Source organism: Aphanizomenon flos-aquae FACHB-1287, assembly GCF_014698755.1.
Classification (GTDB): Bacteria; Cyanobacteriota; Cyanobacteriia; order Cyanobacteriales; family Nostocaceae; genus Dolichospermum; species Dolichospermum flosaquae.
In genome coordinates, this window is sequence record NZ_JACJTO010000057.1 from 1 (window position 1) to 19,301 (window position 19,301).

The 19,301-nt window shown below is 36.8% G+C and carries 19 protein-coding genes and 1 rRNA gene; 8 read left to right on the forward strand and 12 right to left on the reverse strand.

Annotated features, from left to right (window positions below; translation table 11 throughout):
• A 5S ribosomal RNA gene (gene rrf / locus H6G44_RS18550) occupies positions 1 to 108 on the forward strand; the annotation flags it as partial.
• 74 nt (positions 109 to 182) lie between these two features.
• Here rrf and H6G44_RS18555 read toward each other — a convergent pair.
• From H6G44_RS18555 to H6G44_RS18580, 6 genes are all read right to left on the reverse strand, one after another.
• Positions 183 to 407, reverse strand: a complete 225-nt coding sequence (locus H6G44_RS18555; RefSeq protein ID WP_190384690.1) for a protein kinase domain-containing protein — start codon at positions 405 to 407, stop codon at positions 183 to 185.
• Positions 388 to 1,104, reverse strand: a complete 717-nt coding sequence (locus tag H6G44_RS18560; protein WP_242031609.1) for an IS630 family transposase — start codon at positions 1,102 to 1,104, stop codon at positions 388 to 390. Before H6G44_RS18560 ends, H6G44_RS18555 begins: the two co-directional genes overlap by 20 nt.
• Positions 1,105 to 1,535: 431 nt before the next feature.
• A complete protein-coding gene (locus H6G44_RS18565; RefSeq protein WP_190384691.1) occupies positions 1,536 to 3,617 on the reverse strand; it encodes a glycosyl hydrolase family 18 protein in 2,082 nt (693 codons plus the stop codon).
• A 255-nt stretch (positions 3,618 to 3,872) separates the two neighbouring features.
• Positions 3,873 to 6,113 carry an FdhF/YdeP family oxidoreductase gene (locus tag H6G44_RS18570; protein WP_190384692.1) on the reverse strand — a complete coding sequence of 747 codons (2,241 nt, stop codon included), beginning with the start codon at positions 6,111 to 6,113 and terminating at the stop codon, positions 3,873 to 3,875.
• 295 nt (positions 6,114 to 6,408) lie between these two features.
• On the reverse strand, positions 6,409 to 7,311 hold the full coding sequence (locus tag H6G44_RS18575) for a S1 RNA-binding domain-containing protein (protein WP_190384693.1): 903 nt from the start codon (positions 7,309 to 7,311) through the stop codon (positions 6,409 to 6,411).
• 32 nt (positions 7,312 to 7,343) lie between these two features.
• The gene (locus H6G44_RS18580) at positions 7,344 to 8,096 is read right to left on the reverse strand and encodes a dienelactone hydrolase family protein (RefSeq protein ID WP_190384694.1); all 753 of its coding nucleotides are present in this window, start codon (positions 8,094 to 8,096) and stop codon (positions 7,344 to 7,346) included.
• Between the two features lie 232 nt (positions 8,097 to 8,328).
• Here H6G44_RS18580 and H6G44_RS18585 point away from each other — a divergent pair, with 232 nt between their 5' ends.
• Entirely contained in the window at positions 8,329 to 9,315 is a 987-nt protein-coding gene (locus H6G44_RS18585; RefSeq protein WP_190384695.1) for a GntR family transcriptional regulator, read from the forward strand.
• Positions 9,316 to 9,598: 283 nt separating this feature from the next.
• On the opposite strand, the gene H6G44_RS18590 is transcribed toward H6G44_RS18585, so the two are convergent.
• Positions 9,599 to 10,621: an aldo/keto reductase gene (locus tag H6G44_RS18590; RefSeq protein WP_190384696.1), complete on the reverse strand. Its 1,023-nt coding sequence runs from the start codon at positions 10,619 to 10,621 to the stop codon at positions 9,599 to 9,601.
• Between the two features lie 50 nt (positions 10,622 to 10,671).
• Complete coding sequence (locus tag H6G44_RS18595; protein WP_190384697.1) at positions 10,672 to 10,896, reverse strand: hypothetical protein; 225 nt, start codon at positions 10,894 to 10,896, stop codon at positions 10,672 to 10,674.
• Positions 10,897 to 11,207: 311 nt separating this feature from the next.
• Between H6G44_RS18595 and H6G44_RS18600 the strand changes: the two genes are divergently transcribed.
• Positions 11,208 to 11,990, forward strand: a complete 783-nt coding sequence (locus H6G44_RS18600; protein WP_190384698.1) for a histidine kinase — start codon at positions 11,208 to 11,210, stop codon at positions 11,988 to 11,990.
• A 238-nt stretch (positions 11,991 to 12,228) separates the two neighbouring features.
• Here the strand turns inward: H6G44_RS18600 and H6G44_RS18605 are convergent, their stop codons facing one another.
• From H6G44_RS18605 to H6G44_RS18620, 4 genes are all read right to left on the reverse strand, one after another.
• The gene (locus H6G44_RS18605; protein ID WP_168504366.1) at positions 12,229 to 12,420 is read right to left on the reverse strand and encodes a YqaE/Pmp3 family membrane protein; all 192 of its coding nucleotides are present in this window, start codon (positions 12,418 to 12,420) and stop codon (positions 12,229 to 12,231) included.
• Between the two features lie 27 nt (positions 12,421 to 12,447).
• Complete coding sequence (locus H6G44_RS18610) at positions 12,448 to 12,816, reverse strand: phage holin family protein (protein ID WP_190384699.1); 369 nt, start codon at positions 12,814 to 12,816, stop codon at positions 12,448 to 12,450.
• 309 nt (positions 12,817 to 13,125) lie between these two features.
• Positions 13,126 to 13,881 carry a class I SAM-dependent methyltransferase gene (locus H6G44_RS18615; RefSeq protein WP_242031610.1) on the reverse strand — a complete coding sequence of 252 codons (756 nt, stop codon included), beginning with the start codon at positions 13,879 to 13,881 and terminating at the stop codon, positions 13,126 to 13,128.
• A gap of 150 nt (positions 13,882 to 14,031) precedes the next feature.
• A complete protein-coding gene (locus tag H6G44_RS18620) occupies positions 14,032 to 14,193 on the reverse strand; it encodes a hypothetical protein (protein WP_190384700.1) in 162 nt (53 codons plus the stop codon).
• Between the two features lie 198 nt (positions 14,194 to 14,391).
• Between H6G44_RS18620 and leuC the strand changes: the two genes are divergently transcribed.
• The 5 genes from leuC to H6G44_RS18645 all read left to right on the forward strand — a co-directional run bounded on the left by leuC (position 14,392) and on the right by H6G44_RS18645 (position 19,086).
• Positions 14,392 to 15,795: a 3-isopropylmalate dehydratase large subunit gene (leuC, locus tag H6G44_RS18625; protein ID WP_190384701.1), complete on the forward strand. Its 1,404-nt coding sequence runs from the start codon at positions 14,392 to 14,394 to the stop codon at positions 15,793 to 15,795.
• A 167-nt stretch (positions 15,796 to 15,962) separates the two neighbouring features.
• A complete protein-coding gene (leuD, locus tag H6G44_RS18630; RefSeq protein ID WP_190384702.1) occupies positions 15,963 to 16,571 on the forward strand; it encodes a 3-isopropylmalate dehydratase small subunit in 609 nt (202 codons plus the stop codon).
• A gap of 673 nt (positions 16,572 to 17,244) precedes the next feature.
• Positions 17,245 to 17,487: a regulatory protein SipA gene (sipA, locus tag H6G44_RS18635; RefSeq protein WP_190384703.1), complete on the forward strand. Its 243-nt coding sequence runs from the start codon at positions 17,245 to 17,247 to the stop codon at positions 17,485 to 17,487.
• 56 nt (positions 17,488 to 17,543) lie between these two features.
• Positions 17,544 to 18,101: a peroxiredoxin gene (locus H6G44_RS18640; RefSeq protein WP_190384704.1), complete on the forward strand. Its 558-nt coding sequence runs from the start codon at positions 17,544 to 17,546 to the stop codon at positions 18,099 to 18,101.
• 115 nt (positions 18,102 to 18,216) lie between these two features.
• Positions 18,217 to 19,086, forward strand: a complete 870-nt coding sequence (locus H6G44_RS18645) for a polyphosphate kinase 2 family protein (protein WP_190384705.1) — start codon at positions 18,217 to 18,219, stop codon at positions 19,084 to 19,086.
• Positions 19,087 to 19,301 lie beyond the last annotated feature (215 nt).

A 19,301-nucleotide genomic window follows, 5' to 3' on the forward strand; every position in this document is an offset into this window, starting at 1 on the left:
ATGGCGCGGTGGAACCACACTGATCCCTTCCCGAACTCAGAGGTGAAACGCTGCTGCGGCGACGATAGTTTGGGGGTAGCCCTGCGTGAAAATAGCTCGATGCCAGGTTTATTATTTCATATAACAAGACCCCCCCTATTTATTTAGCGGGGGTTTTGTTTTTTGGTTTGATTGTTTAGCGTTTATCTCCAGTGTGTTAAAAAGTTGAGGGGCGATAAGAATGGTGAAAGTAAGTACCCATTTGCCATTTTTTGTACCATAATATTACCAGGTTGTGCATCCCGATGAACTAAACCCTGATGATGAACAAAAATTAAAGCCTCTCCAATTTGTTTTATATATCCTACCGCTTCTAATTCTGGTAATGCTCCCTGTTTTTGGACTAAATTAAATAAACATACAAGCAATAACTACATCTGAATTAATACTTTGAGAGGAAATATAAGTTTCAAGATGATTACGTTTATTCATTATTCCTAACATATTTAACCGCTGACTGCAACGGCTAGAAATAGCTAAATATTCTCCGATATCTTGCCACGCATATGGCACAGAAGGAATCAAACAAAATCCGGTTTCGTCTAAATAATATAAATCAATTTTTCCCAATTCATCCAATCGTTGAAATTCTTGTAGTTGTGCCTTTCTCTCCTGATATATATGGGTTGGTGGTTCTCCTCCTATCCCTCGACGCATCCGATGCCAACTCATCTTTAGTATTTTCAATATTCTCTGAATTGTTTTCTTACTTGATATAATTCCCCATTCTTCTTTCACCTTTTGCACTACCTGTTTTAACTGTCTTGGTTCTGGTTTTACAAATTCTCTAATTTTTTCTTTTTGCTCTGTATTAAATTTTGATTTACATCCTCTACCTGGTTTATTATACAATCCAATCATACTATCTAATTCCCCTCTAGCGAACCAGTTATAAATTGTTTTATAACTTACTTGAAAAATTTTCATAAGTTCTTCAACTTTTCCCCCTTGATTTGCTAGTAATAGACAACGCGCTCTTTGACGTACTTGATGATGTCGACTTTGGCGATAAATTCGCCCTAGCAATTTGACTGAAAGAGGATTGATTTCTCGAATAAATATCATTTTAATTAGAATTAATATAACTACTCTTATATCTTAATATATTATGTTATTTATTTGTGTAATTAATTCTGTCTAGGTACTTAATTGATTAATGGCACGGAAGTGACATAAAATTTTACAGTATAATATAATTAAAAATTATATAAAATCAATAATACTTTTAATATTCATAACTGATGAAAATTCAACTTTAGATTTTCTTAACAATTAATTGAGAATAATTTTTATTTAGTAACGAGCTTGCAATACTTTCGGCGATTTGCTAGAATTATTGAGAATTTCATAATTGGGTTATTATTGTCAATTTTGCACCCTGCTAAAAAGATGATCTGCAAAAGTCTTTATTTATAGTCGTTTCAGAGATCGATTTTCAAAAAAAATACAAAACTTTACAAATTAGCAGTGGTTTGAAAGACTAAATTGGGGAAAAATTATTCAGCAAATTTTCCTCCCAGTCCTAAGAAGGTGTCATTTCCAGAACCTCCGACTAGGTTATTATTGGTTGCATCTCCGGTTAAGGTTAATCCAGCCGTATCATCATTAGTAATAGTTCCCGTCACCGCTGTAGTTGTACCAATGGTGTAACCTGTTCCTGTAGTTAGAGTTAAAGCCACGGTTTCATTACTTTCTGGAGTGCTATCACCTGTGGGGTCAATAGTCAGAGTTTTTGTACTACTTCCGGCAGCAAAGGTAATAGTTCCAGTGGTAGCGGTGAAACTAGCTGCACCTATTTGAGTATAGTCATTATTGAATGTGGCTGTACCCGCAACGTTGTATTTAACGGTTAAGGTGTTGGTTGTTGCTTCTGTACGGGTGAAGGTGTAAATAAGGTTGGTAGTTCCGTTTTCTAATACGCTACTGGGTGATACTGCTAGAGTAATGGTAGGTAAAACAACATTATTAATTCCTAAATTTGTAGCCGCAACATTGATTAAGGAATCAGGATTAGTTATGGGCAAATCTTGGGTGATTTCCCAGAAGAACGCACCACCGAGTCCTTGTTGTTTGACATAATCAGTTTTCCCCAAAATTGATTGGTTATTTTCATAGGTGCTAAACACCCCTGTTTGAGAACTATAAATATAGGGAACTTTGGCGCTATTATCCCAGAAAGATTGATAGCCATTTGTCCCCAATAGATTATAAAGCTCCCTATATGTGAGATCAGAGCTACCAATACCCTGCTGGAACAGCCCATTGTTGCTACCAGCGTTAACTCCAGTCCAGGTGCGCCCATAAAGTGGAATGCCCAAGACAATATCTGTAGCTGGCACACCAGCACTTAGATAATGTTGAATCGCCCAATTAGTATTTACTTTAGCCGCATTATAAGTGTTATCATTTGTGCTTTTATACAAAGCTGACTGATGATTTGTTGTGTTCTCCCAAGGTCCGTGGTAGTCATAAGACATGACATTAATAAAGTCCACATAATCAGAAGTTGCTTTCAAATCTTGTGGGCTGAAATCGTAAGGGTTGCCCCCATAATCAGATGCAGACAACTGGTAAGGAGAACCAGAAAGGGCTGTAGTGAGAAGATATTGCTTGCCATCATTTTGAGAGGCTTGATTGATTTGTGTCCGCAATTGTGCCAGCAATTGGATGTAATTATTATCCTCATTTGCTTGAGGATACTCCCAGTCAATATCTAGGCCATCAAATCCATTAGTCTTCATTAGTTGGATAGCAGACTGAGCAAAGTTTGCCCTAGACTGCACCGTAGCAGCAGCAGAGGAGAACTTTTCGGACGGTTTATTATTGGGAGTATTACCACCCCCAATGGAAAGCATGATTTTCAGGTTGGGATTTTGAGCTTTAATTTGTTGAAGTTTAGCGATGTCACCTGTTCCTGTTCCATCTTGAGGTAGTTGAACCGTACCAGTTGAAGTGACATCAGCAAATGAGTAGAACAAATGTGTAAGTTTATTAAACGGAGTATCTACAGGTGTATTGGAATTAAGATTCCAAGAGCCTATATATCCACCCACGATATAATTGGGTAAAACAGAATTATACGCCTCCATTGCCTGAACCTGCAAAGCCAGAGGCGCATCAATCAATCCAGTCGCATATTCTAACAGCCAATCTCCACCCAATGCAGCACTACCAGTCCAGTCATCAGATGCAGCTACATCTGCCCCAGTCAGTTGACTAATTTGCTGGACAAAAGCTTTACCAATAACTCCCCCAGCCACGTCACAACCATACAGCAGAATGTCTCCTGTGGTAGTGAGAGATTGACCCCACTGCTGCAATTGTGAACTATAGCTATTGAGGTTTGCTGAGTTTAACTGAGTTGAACTAAGGGATAAACTACCCTCTCCACCGTGAGAAATAATCTGAATATTATCAATTTCTGTCAGTGCTGCTAATTTATCGGTAATCTGCCTAGCACTGTCCTGTCTGGGGTCAAGAATAAACACTAGTGAGCCAGGTTCGACACCATTAACTAGATTCTGCCAGTCTGTAACATTGGGATCAATGAAAACGACGGTTTTGGTAGATTTTGCCACAATTGTAACCCTGTATTAATTACGTATTTATTTTTACTTTGCCAACCCTGCACTGACTCCGGTATCTATCTTGAGATAGACTTTTATATCGCATTCGTCATTAAACGATATCACTTATAGTGTCTACAATTTTGTAGTTTCCTCTGTATGAAAAAGAACCTTAGAAGGCTTTGTCAACTTCTTTGTCAAATGGAGGCAGAGCCTCCTAATGGCATTCCCAGTCTGAGACTGGGAACGAGATAATAGAGATAATATTTAGTACACAAAAACCGGAACTCTTTTATAAGCAGGTGTACCACTTTCAGGATCAATTGCTGCTGTCAATAAAACGTTAGCTTCAGGATAAAACATAAAAGCTACACCTTCACGAATTGCACCACAAATAATTTCAATATTTTCTAATTCTCCCCCACTTCCTTTAACTGTAACTCGTTGATGTTGTTGAAATCCTGCTTTTTTAATATCCAAACTATTCATTAGAATACAATGACGATGGGGCATATTGCGATATTTATCTGCACTGCGATAAACTACGGTATTATGTTGTCCATAACCGCGTCCTGTTCCCAATATTAAGACAATTCCTGGTTGATTTTCCTCCACACCAAAAGCTGATTTATCAGGTAAAGTTAATTGTGGTAGATGTGTGACAAACATCCGCGCTTTACCATCAAAAGTGGGAAATTTCGGTTCATCAAAAATCCGTCCTGTAATTGTAAATTCTTCCTGAGTTTGATCAATTTGACCTATTTTCTCGTAACCAGGAATAGTTTTAGCAATTAATTCTCTAACATAAACCGTATCTTGCAATTTACGCCAATTAATCGGATGTTCATCATGTAAACGATGGGCTATTTCTGTAATTAATTCTACTTCAGAAATCAAATCAGAATTATCTGGTTGTAAATGACTTTTACCTGCATCATTTAACCTGACAAAATTATTACCTGATTCCGTTGTTGTCTGATGAGGATTTTCAAAACGATTGAAAACAGGTAAAATTAAAGTTTGCTGTTTTCCTAATCCGTGAAAATGTCCTAAATTCGGTTTTGTCGCTACATAAAAAATGGTTTCTATTTGTGATAAAGCCCGTTTTGCTTGTGATAAATCTGGGTTAGCTGCATACAAATTTCCCCCTAAACAAAAGAGGGTATTGATCTTTCCTAATTCTGCTGCTGCTATTAAATTCCGGGTATGATAACCTGGAGTTTCATTCAGGGGTTTTCCTAACAGCTTAGATAGTGCTTGTTTGATTTCTTCCCGCAAATTGACAGTGACACCCATTGAACCAAATCCTTGGACGTTAGAATGTCCTCTAATGGGCATTGTTCCCGCGCCAATTTTACCAGCATTACCTGTAATTAAAGCCGTATTTGCTATACTCAAAACATTATCTACACCGTTAGTTTGTTGAGTGATTCCCATAGCCCAAGCAAATACTACACGCTCAGATTTACCAATTATATAGGCTGTGGCGGTAATTTCTTCTTGAGATAATCCGGAGGTTTTGGTGATATCATCCCAAGAGATATTATGGGCATAATCTAAAATTTGTTGCCAGTTTTGAGTGGAGGATTTGAGATATTCTATTTTAATTAAATTTTGGGCAATTAGAGATTTTTGTAACCCTAGAAATAAGGCTACATCACTACCAGGAATCGGTTGCAAATATAAAGAAGATATATCAGAACCACCGGTAAGTAAGGATTTGATCGGAAAAGCAGGAGAAGCAAATTTAACTAAACCAATTTCAATTTGGGGATTAATAATAATTACTTTACCACCCCTGTTTCGTAATTTGATTAATTCGTTCATTAATCGGGGATGATTTGCGGGTGCATTAGAACCAATTAAAACCACACAATCACTATGTTGTAAGTTTTCTAAACTTACCATTGATGTCCCTGAACCGAAAACTTTTTTTAAGCCGACGGTTGAGGGAGCGTGACATAAATCCGAACAATCTGCTAGATTATTACTACCAAGTGATCGCATTAACAATTGTAATAAATAAGCAGCTTCATTAGATGAACGTCCAGAACTATAACTAGCTATAGTTGCTGGTGTGAAACTAAAGGCTTGTTTTGCAATTTGATAAACTTCTTCCCAACTAATACGTTGATAATGAGATGAACCTGATTTAAGAATGAGAGGATAACTAAGCCTACCTAAGTTATCACATTCTTGAGAGGTTAATTCTTGTAATTCACTGATATTATATTTTTGGAAAAAATCTTGTTTAATTCCTGGTTGTAATTCTGCTGCAATAGCTTCTACACTTTTAGCGCAACGTTGTAAATATTCTCCTGCTTCATTGACAAATCCTCCTTGTTGTCCACCTGTACCCCAAGCACAGGATAAACAAGCGCTTTTATGATTGAGAGTTTGCCATAATTGTAAACCTTGGGGTGAGAGAGTTTTTTCTACCCAATATTGAATTACTGGTAAACCACCACCAGCATAAGAATTAGATTTATTTTCTGGTAAATTATCCATAATTGGGAGTTGTATATCTTATTTATAAAGCTTTAATGACTTCTTCTGGACTAAAAGATTCTTCATTGTCTTCTGAAATTAAATAAATGTCCAATTGTTTTAAACGTTTCCATTCTTCATAACTAATGAGAGTGATGATTTTAACTGCATCTGAATAAATAGGGAATAGGGATTAGCAATTAGCAATTAAGATCTGACAATTACCAATTACCCATTACCAATTACCAATTACCCATTACCCATTACCAATTACCCATTACCAATTACCCATTACCAATCACCCATTACCAATCAATTATTCAGCAGTTTTATTAGCTGCACGATTAGCACGAGCTTCCGCTGAATTCATGACTTCTGCAAAATTTTCCACAACTTCACCGGGGAAATTTTCTAAAACTCTGGTAGAAATAGCAATTCTACCTTTACCCTGGTCTAAATCAATAATTACAGCTTTAATGGGTTGACCAATTTGAAAGACTTTTTCTAAAGATTCAATAAATTTTTGGCTGACTTGTTTAATGTGCAGTAAAGCGCTGGCACCATTTAAATCTACAAATACACCAAAAGGTTTGATTCCGGTAATTTTCCCCTCTACCAATTGACCTAATTCTAATAAACTGAAGTTACTAGAACGAGCCGCTAAACGTTGAGAAAGAACCAGTTTCTTGGTTTCACGGTTAATTTCTAAAAAGCCAACAGTCAGATTTTGACCTTTAAGTGCTTCTAGATTATCACGTTCGGAGATGTGCGATCGCGGAATAAAACCCCGGACACCCAAAAGATCAACCGTAACACCGCCTTTATTAACACCTGTTACCCGCACTTGGACAGTTTGGGAATTTTCCTGCATTTCTAAAAGTTTATCCCAAATCTGACGCACTTCAAACTGTTTACGGGAAATAGTAACTTGACCTTCTGCATCCTGATCCCGAATAATTAAAAACTCTAATTCCTCATTCATCGGTAATACCTCCGACAAATCAGTTACTCCTCTCAAAGAAGCCTCATCTTGGGGAAGAAATGCAGATGATTTACCACCAATATCAACATAAGCTCCATCATGGTCAATTTGAAAGACTTTACCACGAACAATTTGCCCTTTTTGAAATTGGTAATCGTGCTTTTCTAGTGCTTTAGCAAAATCGTCCATTGAAAAAGACGAATTAGCTGTTTGAGAAAGTTTAGATTCGGAATTCATGACTTTGAAGATAAATTATTATTTGTTAGTTGTCAGTTGTCAGTTGTCAGTTGGCTAAAAAGTTCTTGGACTTGTTGCCAAGCATTTGCCGCAGCTTTAGAATTATAACTGGCACGATGATCACAAAAAAATCCGTGATCAGATCCATCGTAGCGCAACACACGATGGGGAACTTTGTATTTTTCCAGTTCTGCCTCAATCTCATCCACTTGTTCTAGGGGAATACTCCCATCTTCTGTCCCAAAAAAGGCGTAGATAGTTCCTGTAATCTTTGATGTCCGGGTAATAGTCGGATTTCCACCTCCAGGAGTACGATTAGTGATCCCCGCACCGTAAAAGGAGGCAGTAGCCTTAATATCTGGTAAAGTAGCAGCTAGATAGGCGACGTGACCACCAAAACAAAAGCCAATACAACCAAATCCATCTTTTTTTACTTGGGGTAAAGTTTTTAAGTAGTTAATAGCTGCTTGAATATCACTTAAAAGTTCTGATGCTGTAGTCTGTAACCAAGCGTATTTTCGGCCTATTTCTACGTCTTCTGGAGTATAACCAGTTTCAAATCCAGGTGCTTGACGTTGAAACAGTGCCGGAGCAATAACTACATAACCCTGTTGAGCAATTCGTTCTGTTACCTCTCGAATATGCACATTAACACCAAAAATCTCCTGTAAAACAATAATTCCCGGATAAGAACCGGGGGAAGTTGGTTTTGCTAAATAAGCATCTATTTGTAAATTGCCCGCGGGAACTTGAATTGTTGAGGTATTTATTACTGGCTCTGTCATAATTTAAGTTGGCAGTAAGGGAAAAGACAAGAGATAATATGTCTGGGGTAAGATGCAAGGATTTTGAGCCATGATTAATGACTTCAATCATCCTTTAATTCATTTTCACCCTTAACTCCTAACTCCGGTATAGTTCCTTGGTGATATTTATCAGAGTAAATTAACCAACTAATCATATATTTAATAGGTAGCTGATGGCAATTAATCTCAGTTTTAGGGAGAGGAATTGGTGATGATTCAATTCCGTATTCAAGCAGATAGTGAAATTCCTGCATCTAACCAACTATTTAATCAAATCCGATTTGCGATCGCTTCTGGGCAATATTCACCCGGATACAAGTTACCCAGTACCAGGGCTTTAGCAATGCAAACTGGGTTACACCGTAACACCATTAGCAAAGTTTACCGCCAATTGGAGGTAGAAGGATTTGTTGAGAGTCTGGCCGGTTCAGGTATTTATGTGCGTAGCCAAGGTCATGAAGGCGGAAATAGATCACAGTCTCCCATTTTTAAACAACATCCAAACAGCTACAAAATAGTTCAGCAAGCCATAGATGAGTTATTAAATCAAGGCTGTTCTCTCAATTTAGCACGGGAACTATTTTTAGCAGAGGTTGACTGGCGGTCGCGCTGTAGTGCTAGGGTATTGGTGGTGACACCATACCAAGATATTGGGGCTGGGGAATTAATGGTTGATGAATTAGGGGAATCTCTGCAAGTTCCCGTCCAGCTAGTACCAATGGAACAACTAATGGCGGTATTAGACCAAACAACCTCGGCCACATTAGTCACTAGTCGTTATTTTATCGGAGAAGTGGAAGCAATGGCTGCCCTTAAAGCCGTTCGTGTTATCCCCCTAGATATTCACGACTACGGGAAAGAATTAACTGTAGTTAAAGGTTTACCCAAATCTAGTTGTATAGGTGTAATTAGCCCCAGTTCTGGTATTCTCAGAGCTACGGAAGTTATTCTTCACGGCTTGCGCGGAGATGAGTTGTTGGTGATAACTGCTCAACCGAAGGATGCTTATAAGTTACAGGCAATGGTCAAACGCTCAGAAATTATCTTTTGCACAGATCAAATTAGCTATTGTACAGCACAAGCAACTATCCAAACGTTATCAGAAGACTTAATTCGTACACCTAAACTAATTCGCTGTGAAAACTACATTGGTATACAGTCCATTAACTTACTTCAGCGGGAACTGGGATTAATTTAAGACGATATAGGGGTGCAGGTTTCGCGCCCAGATTCTACGTAATTAAAAAAGTTTGTTATCAACAAGAGTGATATGATCAACTCTACGGAGGTAGAATTTGGGAATTTTTGAGGAGTTAGGATTTTTTCAATACTGTAACTTATCACAAGATCATCGTACTTGATATTGGGCTATGAATACTATAGTATTCTAAATTGATTTATTCGCTAGTGCTGTTGATACAAAAACAAAGTATCCCCAGCTTAACTGTAATTAATCACGCAGTTTTTTGATTACCACTACTCTACCTTCTATATTCATCTCCACAATCACCAATTAATTGATATAAATCCCGCGAATGTTGAGAAACTGCATCTATTTTTCCCATATCTTCAGCATCTAAATTAAAAGTAAATACCCTAGCATTATCTGACAAATGTTCTGCAATTCCCAATCTAGCACCGACAATTACACCCCCCACTGCTGGCTGATTTAAAATGTAATTTACAGCCACATTAGTAATACTAACTTGATATTTATCAGCAATGGTTTTTAAGGTATTTAGTAACTCTTGAAATAGCCCCCAACCACCCCAATTATCAATCATTTGTTTGTATTTTCTCAAGCTCGTAGTATTTATTTCTAAGCCTTTAGGTTCTGGTTTTTGCAAATATTTTTCTGATAATAAACCACCACAAATAGTACCATAGGTAAACAATTTAATATCATGCTCTTGACAAAAATTAACCATATTTACCTGTGGTCTTCTGTCAACGAGAGAAAACTGTACTTGATTAGAAACAATTTTGATTCCTGCTGCGGTAATAATTTGTAAATGTTCCGTATCAAAATTAGTTAAAGCTAAATGTTTGATCTTGCCTTCATTTTGCAATTCTACCATATATTGGAGAGCATCTAAATAATTATTATCTCGATATTCCCACCAGTGAAACTGCATTAAATCCAATGATTTAACATTCATTCTTTTCAAAGAGATATCAATATTTTCCTCAACTAATTTTCTCGTCATTTTCCCAGGACGAGGAACCCATTTTGTAAAAAAAGCTTGAATATGATTAACAGCTTCCTCTCCACGATTTGCAATTAATTGACGACGAAACTCACCAATAAAATCTTCTGCTGGTCCATAATGGTCTGCTAAATCCCAAGTTGTGAAACCAGAATCAACATATTGAAACATAGACTCAATTGCAGTTTTAGGGTTAATGCGTCCATGTCCTCCCGAAACTTGCCACATTCCATTTAAAAGCCGGCAAATTTTCAAATCGGGGGTAAATTGTAAATAGCTTTCTTGAGGTAAAATCATAGTTTTTGTATTGTTATTTCCAGTGTTTTCTGATTCTGTCATTATTATTTTCATAAAGCTTCAAAATCCGCAACAAAGCCGATAAACTTTGTACATTGTTCTTGAAAAGCTTCTGCTTCGCTAATATCTTCAATTTTATAAGACATGATGCGTTTTCCATCTGGCATTTTTTTAGAACCAATTAATTCACCTTTGTAATTTGCTGCTATTTTCTTAAATTCAACACCAGAAAGTTTCCAAGCTTGATCATCACAAGTGATATTTACCCGCCACATAATTTAAAATTTATTTATCAATATCAATATTCATTATTCCACAAATTGGCAACATTTAACTAAAAAATTTCTGGCGAATAGAATTCGCGGCCATAAAATCTGCGTAGGTTAAAAACTTATAATTACCGAGCCCGTAGAGGCGGACTTTGCTTGTGTAGTAGCGTTCGCGGAGGGTGCTGGAGGCATCTTTATAATCGCCAAATACTTTCAACTACCTAAAGATAGATATAATTTTATCTCTTTAGAGGATGTTCATAGCTAACAAAATTGGTCAAAATAAGTGTAGTTATTGCGTGAGATTTATATTGAATATGACCACTAATAAGAACATTAAAGAACAAATTCAACTAGATTTACATCAAGCTAAAGAAAAAGGACAATTAAAAGCTGAAAGGATTCGGGAAATTGTGAAATCTGCTGTTTCTCAAGTCGGTTCTGAGTTTAAAGAAGGTTCTCATGAACTGCGTAATTTAGTTAATGATGCTGTTTCTACAGTTGTTGATAATTTACAAGAAAAAGGTAGTGAATTTAAAGAAGGAGTGGTAGCTTCAATTGAAGGAGCTATGGAAGCGATAAATCTTAAAAAACATTCAGATATTGTTAAAACCCAAGCGGAAATTAAGCACTTACAAGCTCAATTGGATCGGGAAGAAGAAGAACTACAAGCAGAAATTGAAGGAATTTTAACCAAGATAGTGGAAACTAGTCAAGATAAATCAGCAGATACAAAAATTGCGATTGATTCAGCAATTGATTCTATCAAAGATAGTGAAGAAATCGGATTATTAAAGAAACGCTATGCACAATTACAAGCACAATCAGCAATTGTCCGCGCAAATTTATCTGCACGTTATAGCGGAAGTGATCAAGAAGTACAGGATTATTTGAATGAAGCAAAACAATGGTGTGATAAATCCCATCCGAAAGCTGAATCTATCACAGCACAAGTAAAAGAAAGTTATTCACTTCTAGAAAAAAAATTGACAGACGCAGGTGCAGTTATAGCTAAGAAAGAACGTCAATTAAAACAAACTTTGCGGGAGTTACTATTAACAACAGCCGATTTATTTAAAGATAAAGATATTCGGGCTTAATATCCGCAATTTGGTTTTTTCAAAGTTTCTATATAAATGAGTAAATTAATTTTTATATTTTTAATTTACTCATTATTTTTATTTATAACCTATTAATCTATCTATTAGAGACTTCCAATTAAAAAAATATCTTAACCTGTAGGGTTAGCTGTCTTCGTAACGCACCATTATAATTCTGATTAATTTCATATATTTAATATAAAAATATAAAGGTGCGTTGATAACGCACCCTACAAAATTAATAAGTACCTTCCTCCCGATTAATGTTTTCTTCATGCTTGACAATTACCCAAACCGCATGAATACTACCAGGAAGCCAACCCAGGAGAGTCAGCAAAATATTAATTAACAAAGTTGGACCAAATCCAACTGTGAGGAAAACCCCCAAAGGAGGTAAAAATACACCGAGAAGTATACGCAATAAGTTCATGGATATTTCCTAGTTTTAAAGGGTTACCTATTGATTATCTTGCAATTCAAAACCTTTTTCTGCAAAGTATTTACTTAGAAAGGTATTAGCTAAAGACAGAATTACAGGACCGATAATAAAAGCAATAAATCCTTGAATTTGAAAACCTGGAACTAAAACTGATGCTAACCAAAAACAAATTCCGTTGACAATTAGAGAAAATCCACCTAAGGTGAGATATGTCAAAGGTAAAGAGAAGATATTCATAGTTGGTTTAATTCCACTATTAATTAAACCAATGACAACAGCAGCAATTAAAGCTGCGGGAAAATTAGCAATATCTACTCCAGGAACAACTAAATCAACAATTAATAGACTTAAAGCTGTAGCGAGTACCATGAAAAAATATCCTAGCATTTTGTACCTCTACAATAGCAATATCAGCACTAGCTACTATTTTTAAATATAGATTAATATTTGACATCTTTAGTTAGGTAGAATCTTGATCTGTCTTAGGGTAGAGGAAAAAAAGATTCCCAAATTCTTAAGGTTGAGTAGAATTTTTAATTAGTAATAACACTGAAAATTTCAACTACTATAAATTTGTTAAAAGTAATGAAATAAGAGGTTTATAGATTTGTGTAACCCGTCAAATTTATTTTGACGGATTATCTAGTTGTGTGGTTAATGAGTTCTTTCTCTAGCTTTAGTCTTGAGACTGTCAAATTATTTATACAGACACAAAAATTGTGCAGACTCAATAGTATCTTTGTATAAACATTTAAAATCAACAAAATTGTGTTTTTCTGCAAGTTCGTAGAAAGTAGTTTGACTTTCAGGAAAATCATAGGTAGATATATGATTATCTATCATTAACATATCTTGAGAAGAGAGTGCATTCCAGTTTTGATACATATTTTCTAAGTAGCGGTTAATAAAGTGTTCTCTGTCTTCCTCTTTTTTGAGAACTGTGTCAATGAGAACAAAGACACCATTGGGTTTTAGGAGATGAGATACTTGCTGAATAACTTTATCTTTTTCTGCTAAACTGAGGTGATGTAAAACGAAGGAAGTCATGACTACATCAAAGCTTTGCTTCTGGTTTTGAGCTAGTTTCTCAACAACTTTAGATATGTCGTCTTCAATAAAAGTTTGTTCACACTGAATTTGTACCATATTGACTTTGGCAATTTCCAAAGCAACCCCGGATAGGTCAACTCCAGTATAGGAAGCAATAGTAGTATTTAATAAAGCTTGAACTGTTAAAGTAGCATCACCACATCCAAGTTCCAGTAAAGAAAACGGTGTTTGGCAATAATCATTTAGAAAATTATACAAAGCACTAGAAAATTCTCGATGTTCCATGTAGTTATTAACTACGACTTTTTGATAAATTTCCCAGTTTTTCTGAAAGTAATCATCTGATTGAGTTTTGAGAGTATTCATGGAAAAACCTCTATAAGTAACTAAACTACCATCCATTTTATTTCACTTTTCCTAAGAATTACAAAACCTGATGAACTTTTATTAAGTTACCTGATCAATCTTAGAGAAGTAATTAAGAATTTTCTTAGAATTGAATTTGCAATTGTCAAATGGCAATTTCACTGTAAAAGTTGTAATTTGATCAGGCTAACTTGTCACACAAATTGTACCACGATGCAAGTGCACAATTTTATAAGCGATCGCTAATTTTAATCCCGATCCTTCTATATTCCCAGAAGGATCACTTTCTGCACGGTAAATTCGTTTGAATAGACGGGGTAAATCTGGCCACTCAATTGAATCAAACACCCTCCTCGTTTAACTTCTCTTTTAACCACATCCATAGTTAAATCTCTAACTTGTAAAATGTAATTGAATTTTAGCGGGGGACGATGTTGTAAAGCTCGCAAACGCGCCAGAAGTTCCGAAAATGCAAAAGGTTTAATTTTGAAGCAGTCTATTTTCTGATACAATCAAAGACTCGACTCCTTTAATATAAATTGATTTATGAGCAAGGGTACTCTATTTGACAAAGTTTGGGACTTGCATACTGTTAGTACACTACCGTCAGGATTAACACAACTATTTATTGGACTACATCTTATTCATGAAGTTACCAGTCCCCAAGCTTTTGGGATGCTTAAAAGCAGGAATCTAAAAGTATTATTTCCGCAGCGGACCATAGCCACCGTTGATCATATTGTTCCTACCGAAAACCAAGCTCGTCCCTTTGTGGATAATATGGCCGAGGAAATGATTCAAGCATTGGAAAAGAATTGTCAAGAAAATAACATAACTTTTTACAATATTGGTTCAGGAAATCAAGGTATAGTTCATGTTATTGCTCCTGAATTGGGACTAACTCAACCGGGCATGACCATTGCTTGTGGAGATAGCCATACGTCAAGTCATGGCGCATTTGGAGCGATCGCCTTTGGTATTGGTACAAGCCAAGTTAGAGATGTTTTAGCATCCCAAACCCTATCATTATCAAAATTAAAAGTCCGTAAAATTGAAGTTAACGGTAACTTAAAACCCGGAGTTTACGCTAAAGACGTAATATTACATATTATCCGTACTCTAGGGGTTAAAGGAGGTGTCGGCTACGCTTACGAATTTGCGGGTACAACCTTTGCTCAAATGAACATGGAAGAAAGAATGACCGTTTGTAACATGGCCATAGAAGGTGGTGCGAGATGTGGATACGTCAACCCCGATAGAATTACTTATGATTATTTACAAAATAGAGACTTTGCCCCTAAAGGTGCAGACTGGGAAAAAGCCCTTATTTGGTGGAAATCCCTCAGTAGTAATCCTGATGCCGAATATGACGATATTGTAATATTTAATGCAGACAATATCCCCCCCACAGTCACATGGGGAATTACACCCGGTCAAGGAATTGGCGTAGATGAAAAAATCCCCACAGCCGCAGAACTGCTAGAAGAAGACCGCTTTATCGCCGAAGAAGCATATTCTTACATGGATTTATATCCCGGACAACCCATCCAAGGCACAAAAATAGATGTTTGCTTTATCGGTAGCTGTACCAATGGACGCATAAGCGATCTAAGAGAAGCCGCCAAAATCGCCCAAGGTCGCCAAGTTGCAGCGGGAGTCAAAGCCTTTGTTGTCCCCGGTTCAGAACGAGTCAAAAAAGAAGCCGAAGCCGAAGGACTAGATAAAATCTTTGTTAAAGCCGGTTTTGAATGGAGAGAACCAGGGTGTTCCATGTGTTTAGCCATGAACCCCGACAAACTCCAGGGAAGACAAATCAGCGCCTCCTCCTCGAACCGCAACTTCAAAGGTAGACAAGGATCATCCTCCGGTCGCACCTTACTCATGAGTCCTGCTATGGTAGCCACAGCCGCCATAAAAGGGGAAATTGCCGACGTACGGGACTTATTATAAAATAAAAACCTTGTGGGGTGGGCATCCTGCCCGCCCAAATCACCGAAAAAAACATCTCTTGCAAGCGCTGAAAAATCTTGTGGGGTAGGACAAAATCAGGACAAACTAGAAGTCCTTCCCATAAAAAAATCTCTCTTAAACTCTTCTTCCTTCGTGGTTAATTAATTATGGTAAGTGAAGTAAAACAAATATCCAGTAAAGCCGTTCCCCTCATTGGTAACGACATAGATACCGACCGAATTATACCCGCCCGCTACTTAAAAGCCATCACCTTTGACGACTTAAAAGAGGGTGTATTTGTGGACGACAGAAAAGCCTTAAACGGTGAACACCCATTTGATCAAATTCCATACCAGGGGGCAAATATCCTCATTGTTAACCGCAACTTTGGCTGTGGTTCGTCACGAGAACACGCACCCCAAGCTCTGGCTAAATGGGGAATTAAAGCTCTAATTGGCGAAAGTTTTGCGGAAATCTTCTTTGGTAATTGCGTAGCTATGGGGATACCATGCGTAATTGCTGAAGGAGAAGTAGTTAAACGACTACAAGAATTAGTTATCGCTCATCCTCAAGAAGTCGTTACCATAGATTTGGAAAAATTGCAAGTGCAAATTAGTAATTTTACCGCTGCGGTTGTCATGAGTGAAGGTACAAGAAGCGCCTTTATTGCGGGGACTTGGGACGCTTGTGGACAACTGGTAGCAAATGCAGAACAGGTAAAAGCAACAGCCGCAAAGTTACCTTACATTGCTTGGGGTAATTTAGTGGCCAGTTAGTCGCTGATCTTTTGTCCTCTTGGTTTGTATTTTATCGAACCACAGAGGCACGGAGAACACGGAGAAAGGAGGTGAAAGTTGTATTTAAAATAATGTGTATTTAATATTTTTTGGCGAAAGTCCAGAGTATACACGCTTCCCGGTGTTATGAGGTACATATCTAGCGGGCAAGATAACTGTACTACAAGAGTTTCATGATTCAATTTTGTACCCCATCAGAGCGGTATATATTAACATTTTTCCCGTCGAAACAAGGTATAAATGTCTAAAAACCCGATCGAGGTTGACCGGGTTCTAGTAAATTTGCAGGTTTCAAATGATTAAACTAAGTAAGTGAATTTAAGTTACTAAAGGTGGACTTTCTAAAACGCAAACACAGCATATTAACGTCTTTCCGATCTGGATTTGGCTTCGCCATCTTATCTAAGGTTTGGCTAGTTGCCACTTTATGATCAATAATGCTGCACTTGTGGGGCTAATGACGGGGGACACTAGATCAATTGCCCTTTCTCTTAGTCGGTTTCTTCTTAACTTGGTGTCCTATGGATTTAATATATCATTTCATTTTGGATGTGGAATATTTTCTTTACATTTATTAACAAATAGGTGGAAAGGAAGAGGAGTAAAATAAAATTGATATTTACCGTTATTCAAAATTACAACCTGTTGCAAAATGTCCCCAGTATTCCCAATTGGTAGTAAAGTCCGTGTGGTAGCATTACCACCATACCTGAAAACCGCTGAACCAATGCCTATGTTACGTCCTGTTGATGTCATTCATCTTGGGGAAGAAGGTATAGTTATCGACTGTCGTCCTGGTGGTTATTGGGGTGTGCGCTTTACTAGAGGCTCTTTTCTCATAGATAGCCAATACATTGAAAGTATCGAAAAATCACCAGAACCTGAAGTAGATTAAAAATATTTACCAACAAGAATATAAACTTATATTAAGTTATTTTTTTGGTTCAGACAATGATTTCTCCTCGTCCCTTTACTAGCATTTTATTTGCTATTTGTTTAACTGTTATCAGTTGGTTGAATTTTACACCTAATGCTCAAGCTTTAGGTGGTAAATTACCTGCAATTAATCAACCTGCACCTGAGTTTACTTTACCAACTAATACGGGTAGTGGTAAGGTTTCCCTGGCTGATTTTGGCGGTAAATGGGTAGTTCTCTATTTTTACCCTCAAGACTTTACCTCTGGGTGTACTATTGAAGCAAGACGGTTTCAGCAGGATTTACCTAAGTACATTGAGAAAAATACTCAAGTTATTGGTATCAGCGCTGATGATATTGATTCCCATGCACAATTTTGTGATTCAGAAGGGTTAAAATTTCCTTTGTTAGCTGACACTACGGGAACGGTTAGTAAAGCTTATGGTTCTTGGATAGGTGTTGTTTCTATGCGCCATAGTTTTATTATTGATCCTCAAGGTATTTTACGAGCAACTTTTGTAAAAGTTAATCCCACTATTCACAGTACGGAAGTTTTAGCGAAGTTAACAAAGTTGCAGTCTTCTGTTTTTTAGCTGGAGAAGATATAATATACGCGGCTACACAAACTAACATTAATAAAAGTTTCTGCGAAGTCTGTGTAGACGCGATTTTTAATCACCAAATATAATTCAGGGTTAATTTATTGATATGAATCATGATCCTTATATTGTTAAACCAGGTTCTCAAATTTCTTTGATTAAGGACTATAATCCCAGTTACAAGTGTGAATTTCATCAAAAAGGTGATGCGGTCAAAATATTAAAAGCAGGTATTTTTCAATTAGCTAAATATCAAGATATTCTCTATGCTCAAAATAGTTATTCTTTGTTAATTATTTTTCAAGCAATGGATGCTGCTGGTAAAGATAGTACCATTAAACACGTTATGTCTGGGGTAAATCCTCAAGGATGTCAGGTATTTAGTTTTAAATCACCTAGCGAAGAAGAATTAGATCATGATTATTTATGGCGCTCGATGAAGTCTTTACCGGAAAGGGGGAGAATTGGCATATTTAATCGTTCATATTATGAAGAATTGCTGATAGTTCGGGTACATCCAGAGATACTTAAAAAGCAACAATTGCCCAGTTTTCCCCAAGGTAATCAAATATGGAAACAGCGATTTGAGGAAATTAATAATTTTGAAAAATACTTGGTAAATAATGGGGTAATTGTGCTAAAGTTTTTTCTGAATGTTTCAAAATCAGTACAAAAAAAACGATTTTTAGAACGAATTGAATCACCGGAAAAAAATTGGAAACTTTCTGTTAGTGATGTAGGAGAAAGGGCTTTTTGGGATGATTATATGGACGCTTATGAAAAAGTTTTCAACAACACAAGTACAGAATTTGCACCCTGGTATATTATTCCTGCTGATCGTAAATGGTTTACACGATTGGTAGTAGCGGATATTATTTGTAAAAAATTACAGGACTTAAATTTGCATTACCCCCAAATTAGTGAGGAAAATAAACGGCAATTACAGGAAGCTAAACAAACTTTAGAAGCAGAAAATTAGCTTTATTAAGAGGGTGTTTGAAAAGTATTAGATCAAACCGATAATCTCCACAAACCTGACCCCTTCCCTACCTCTCCTAAGAGGAGCTATCTTGTACACACAAGTTAAATTACCCCCCTTAATCCCCCCTTGGAAATGGGGGAAACTGGAAAAATTACCCTATGTATCTATAGTTAAATTACCCCCCTTAATCCCCCCTTGGAAATGGGGGAAAC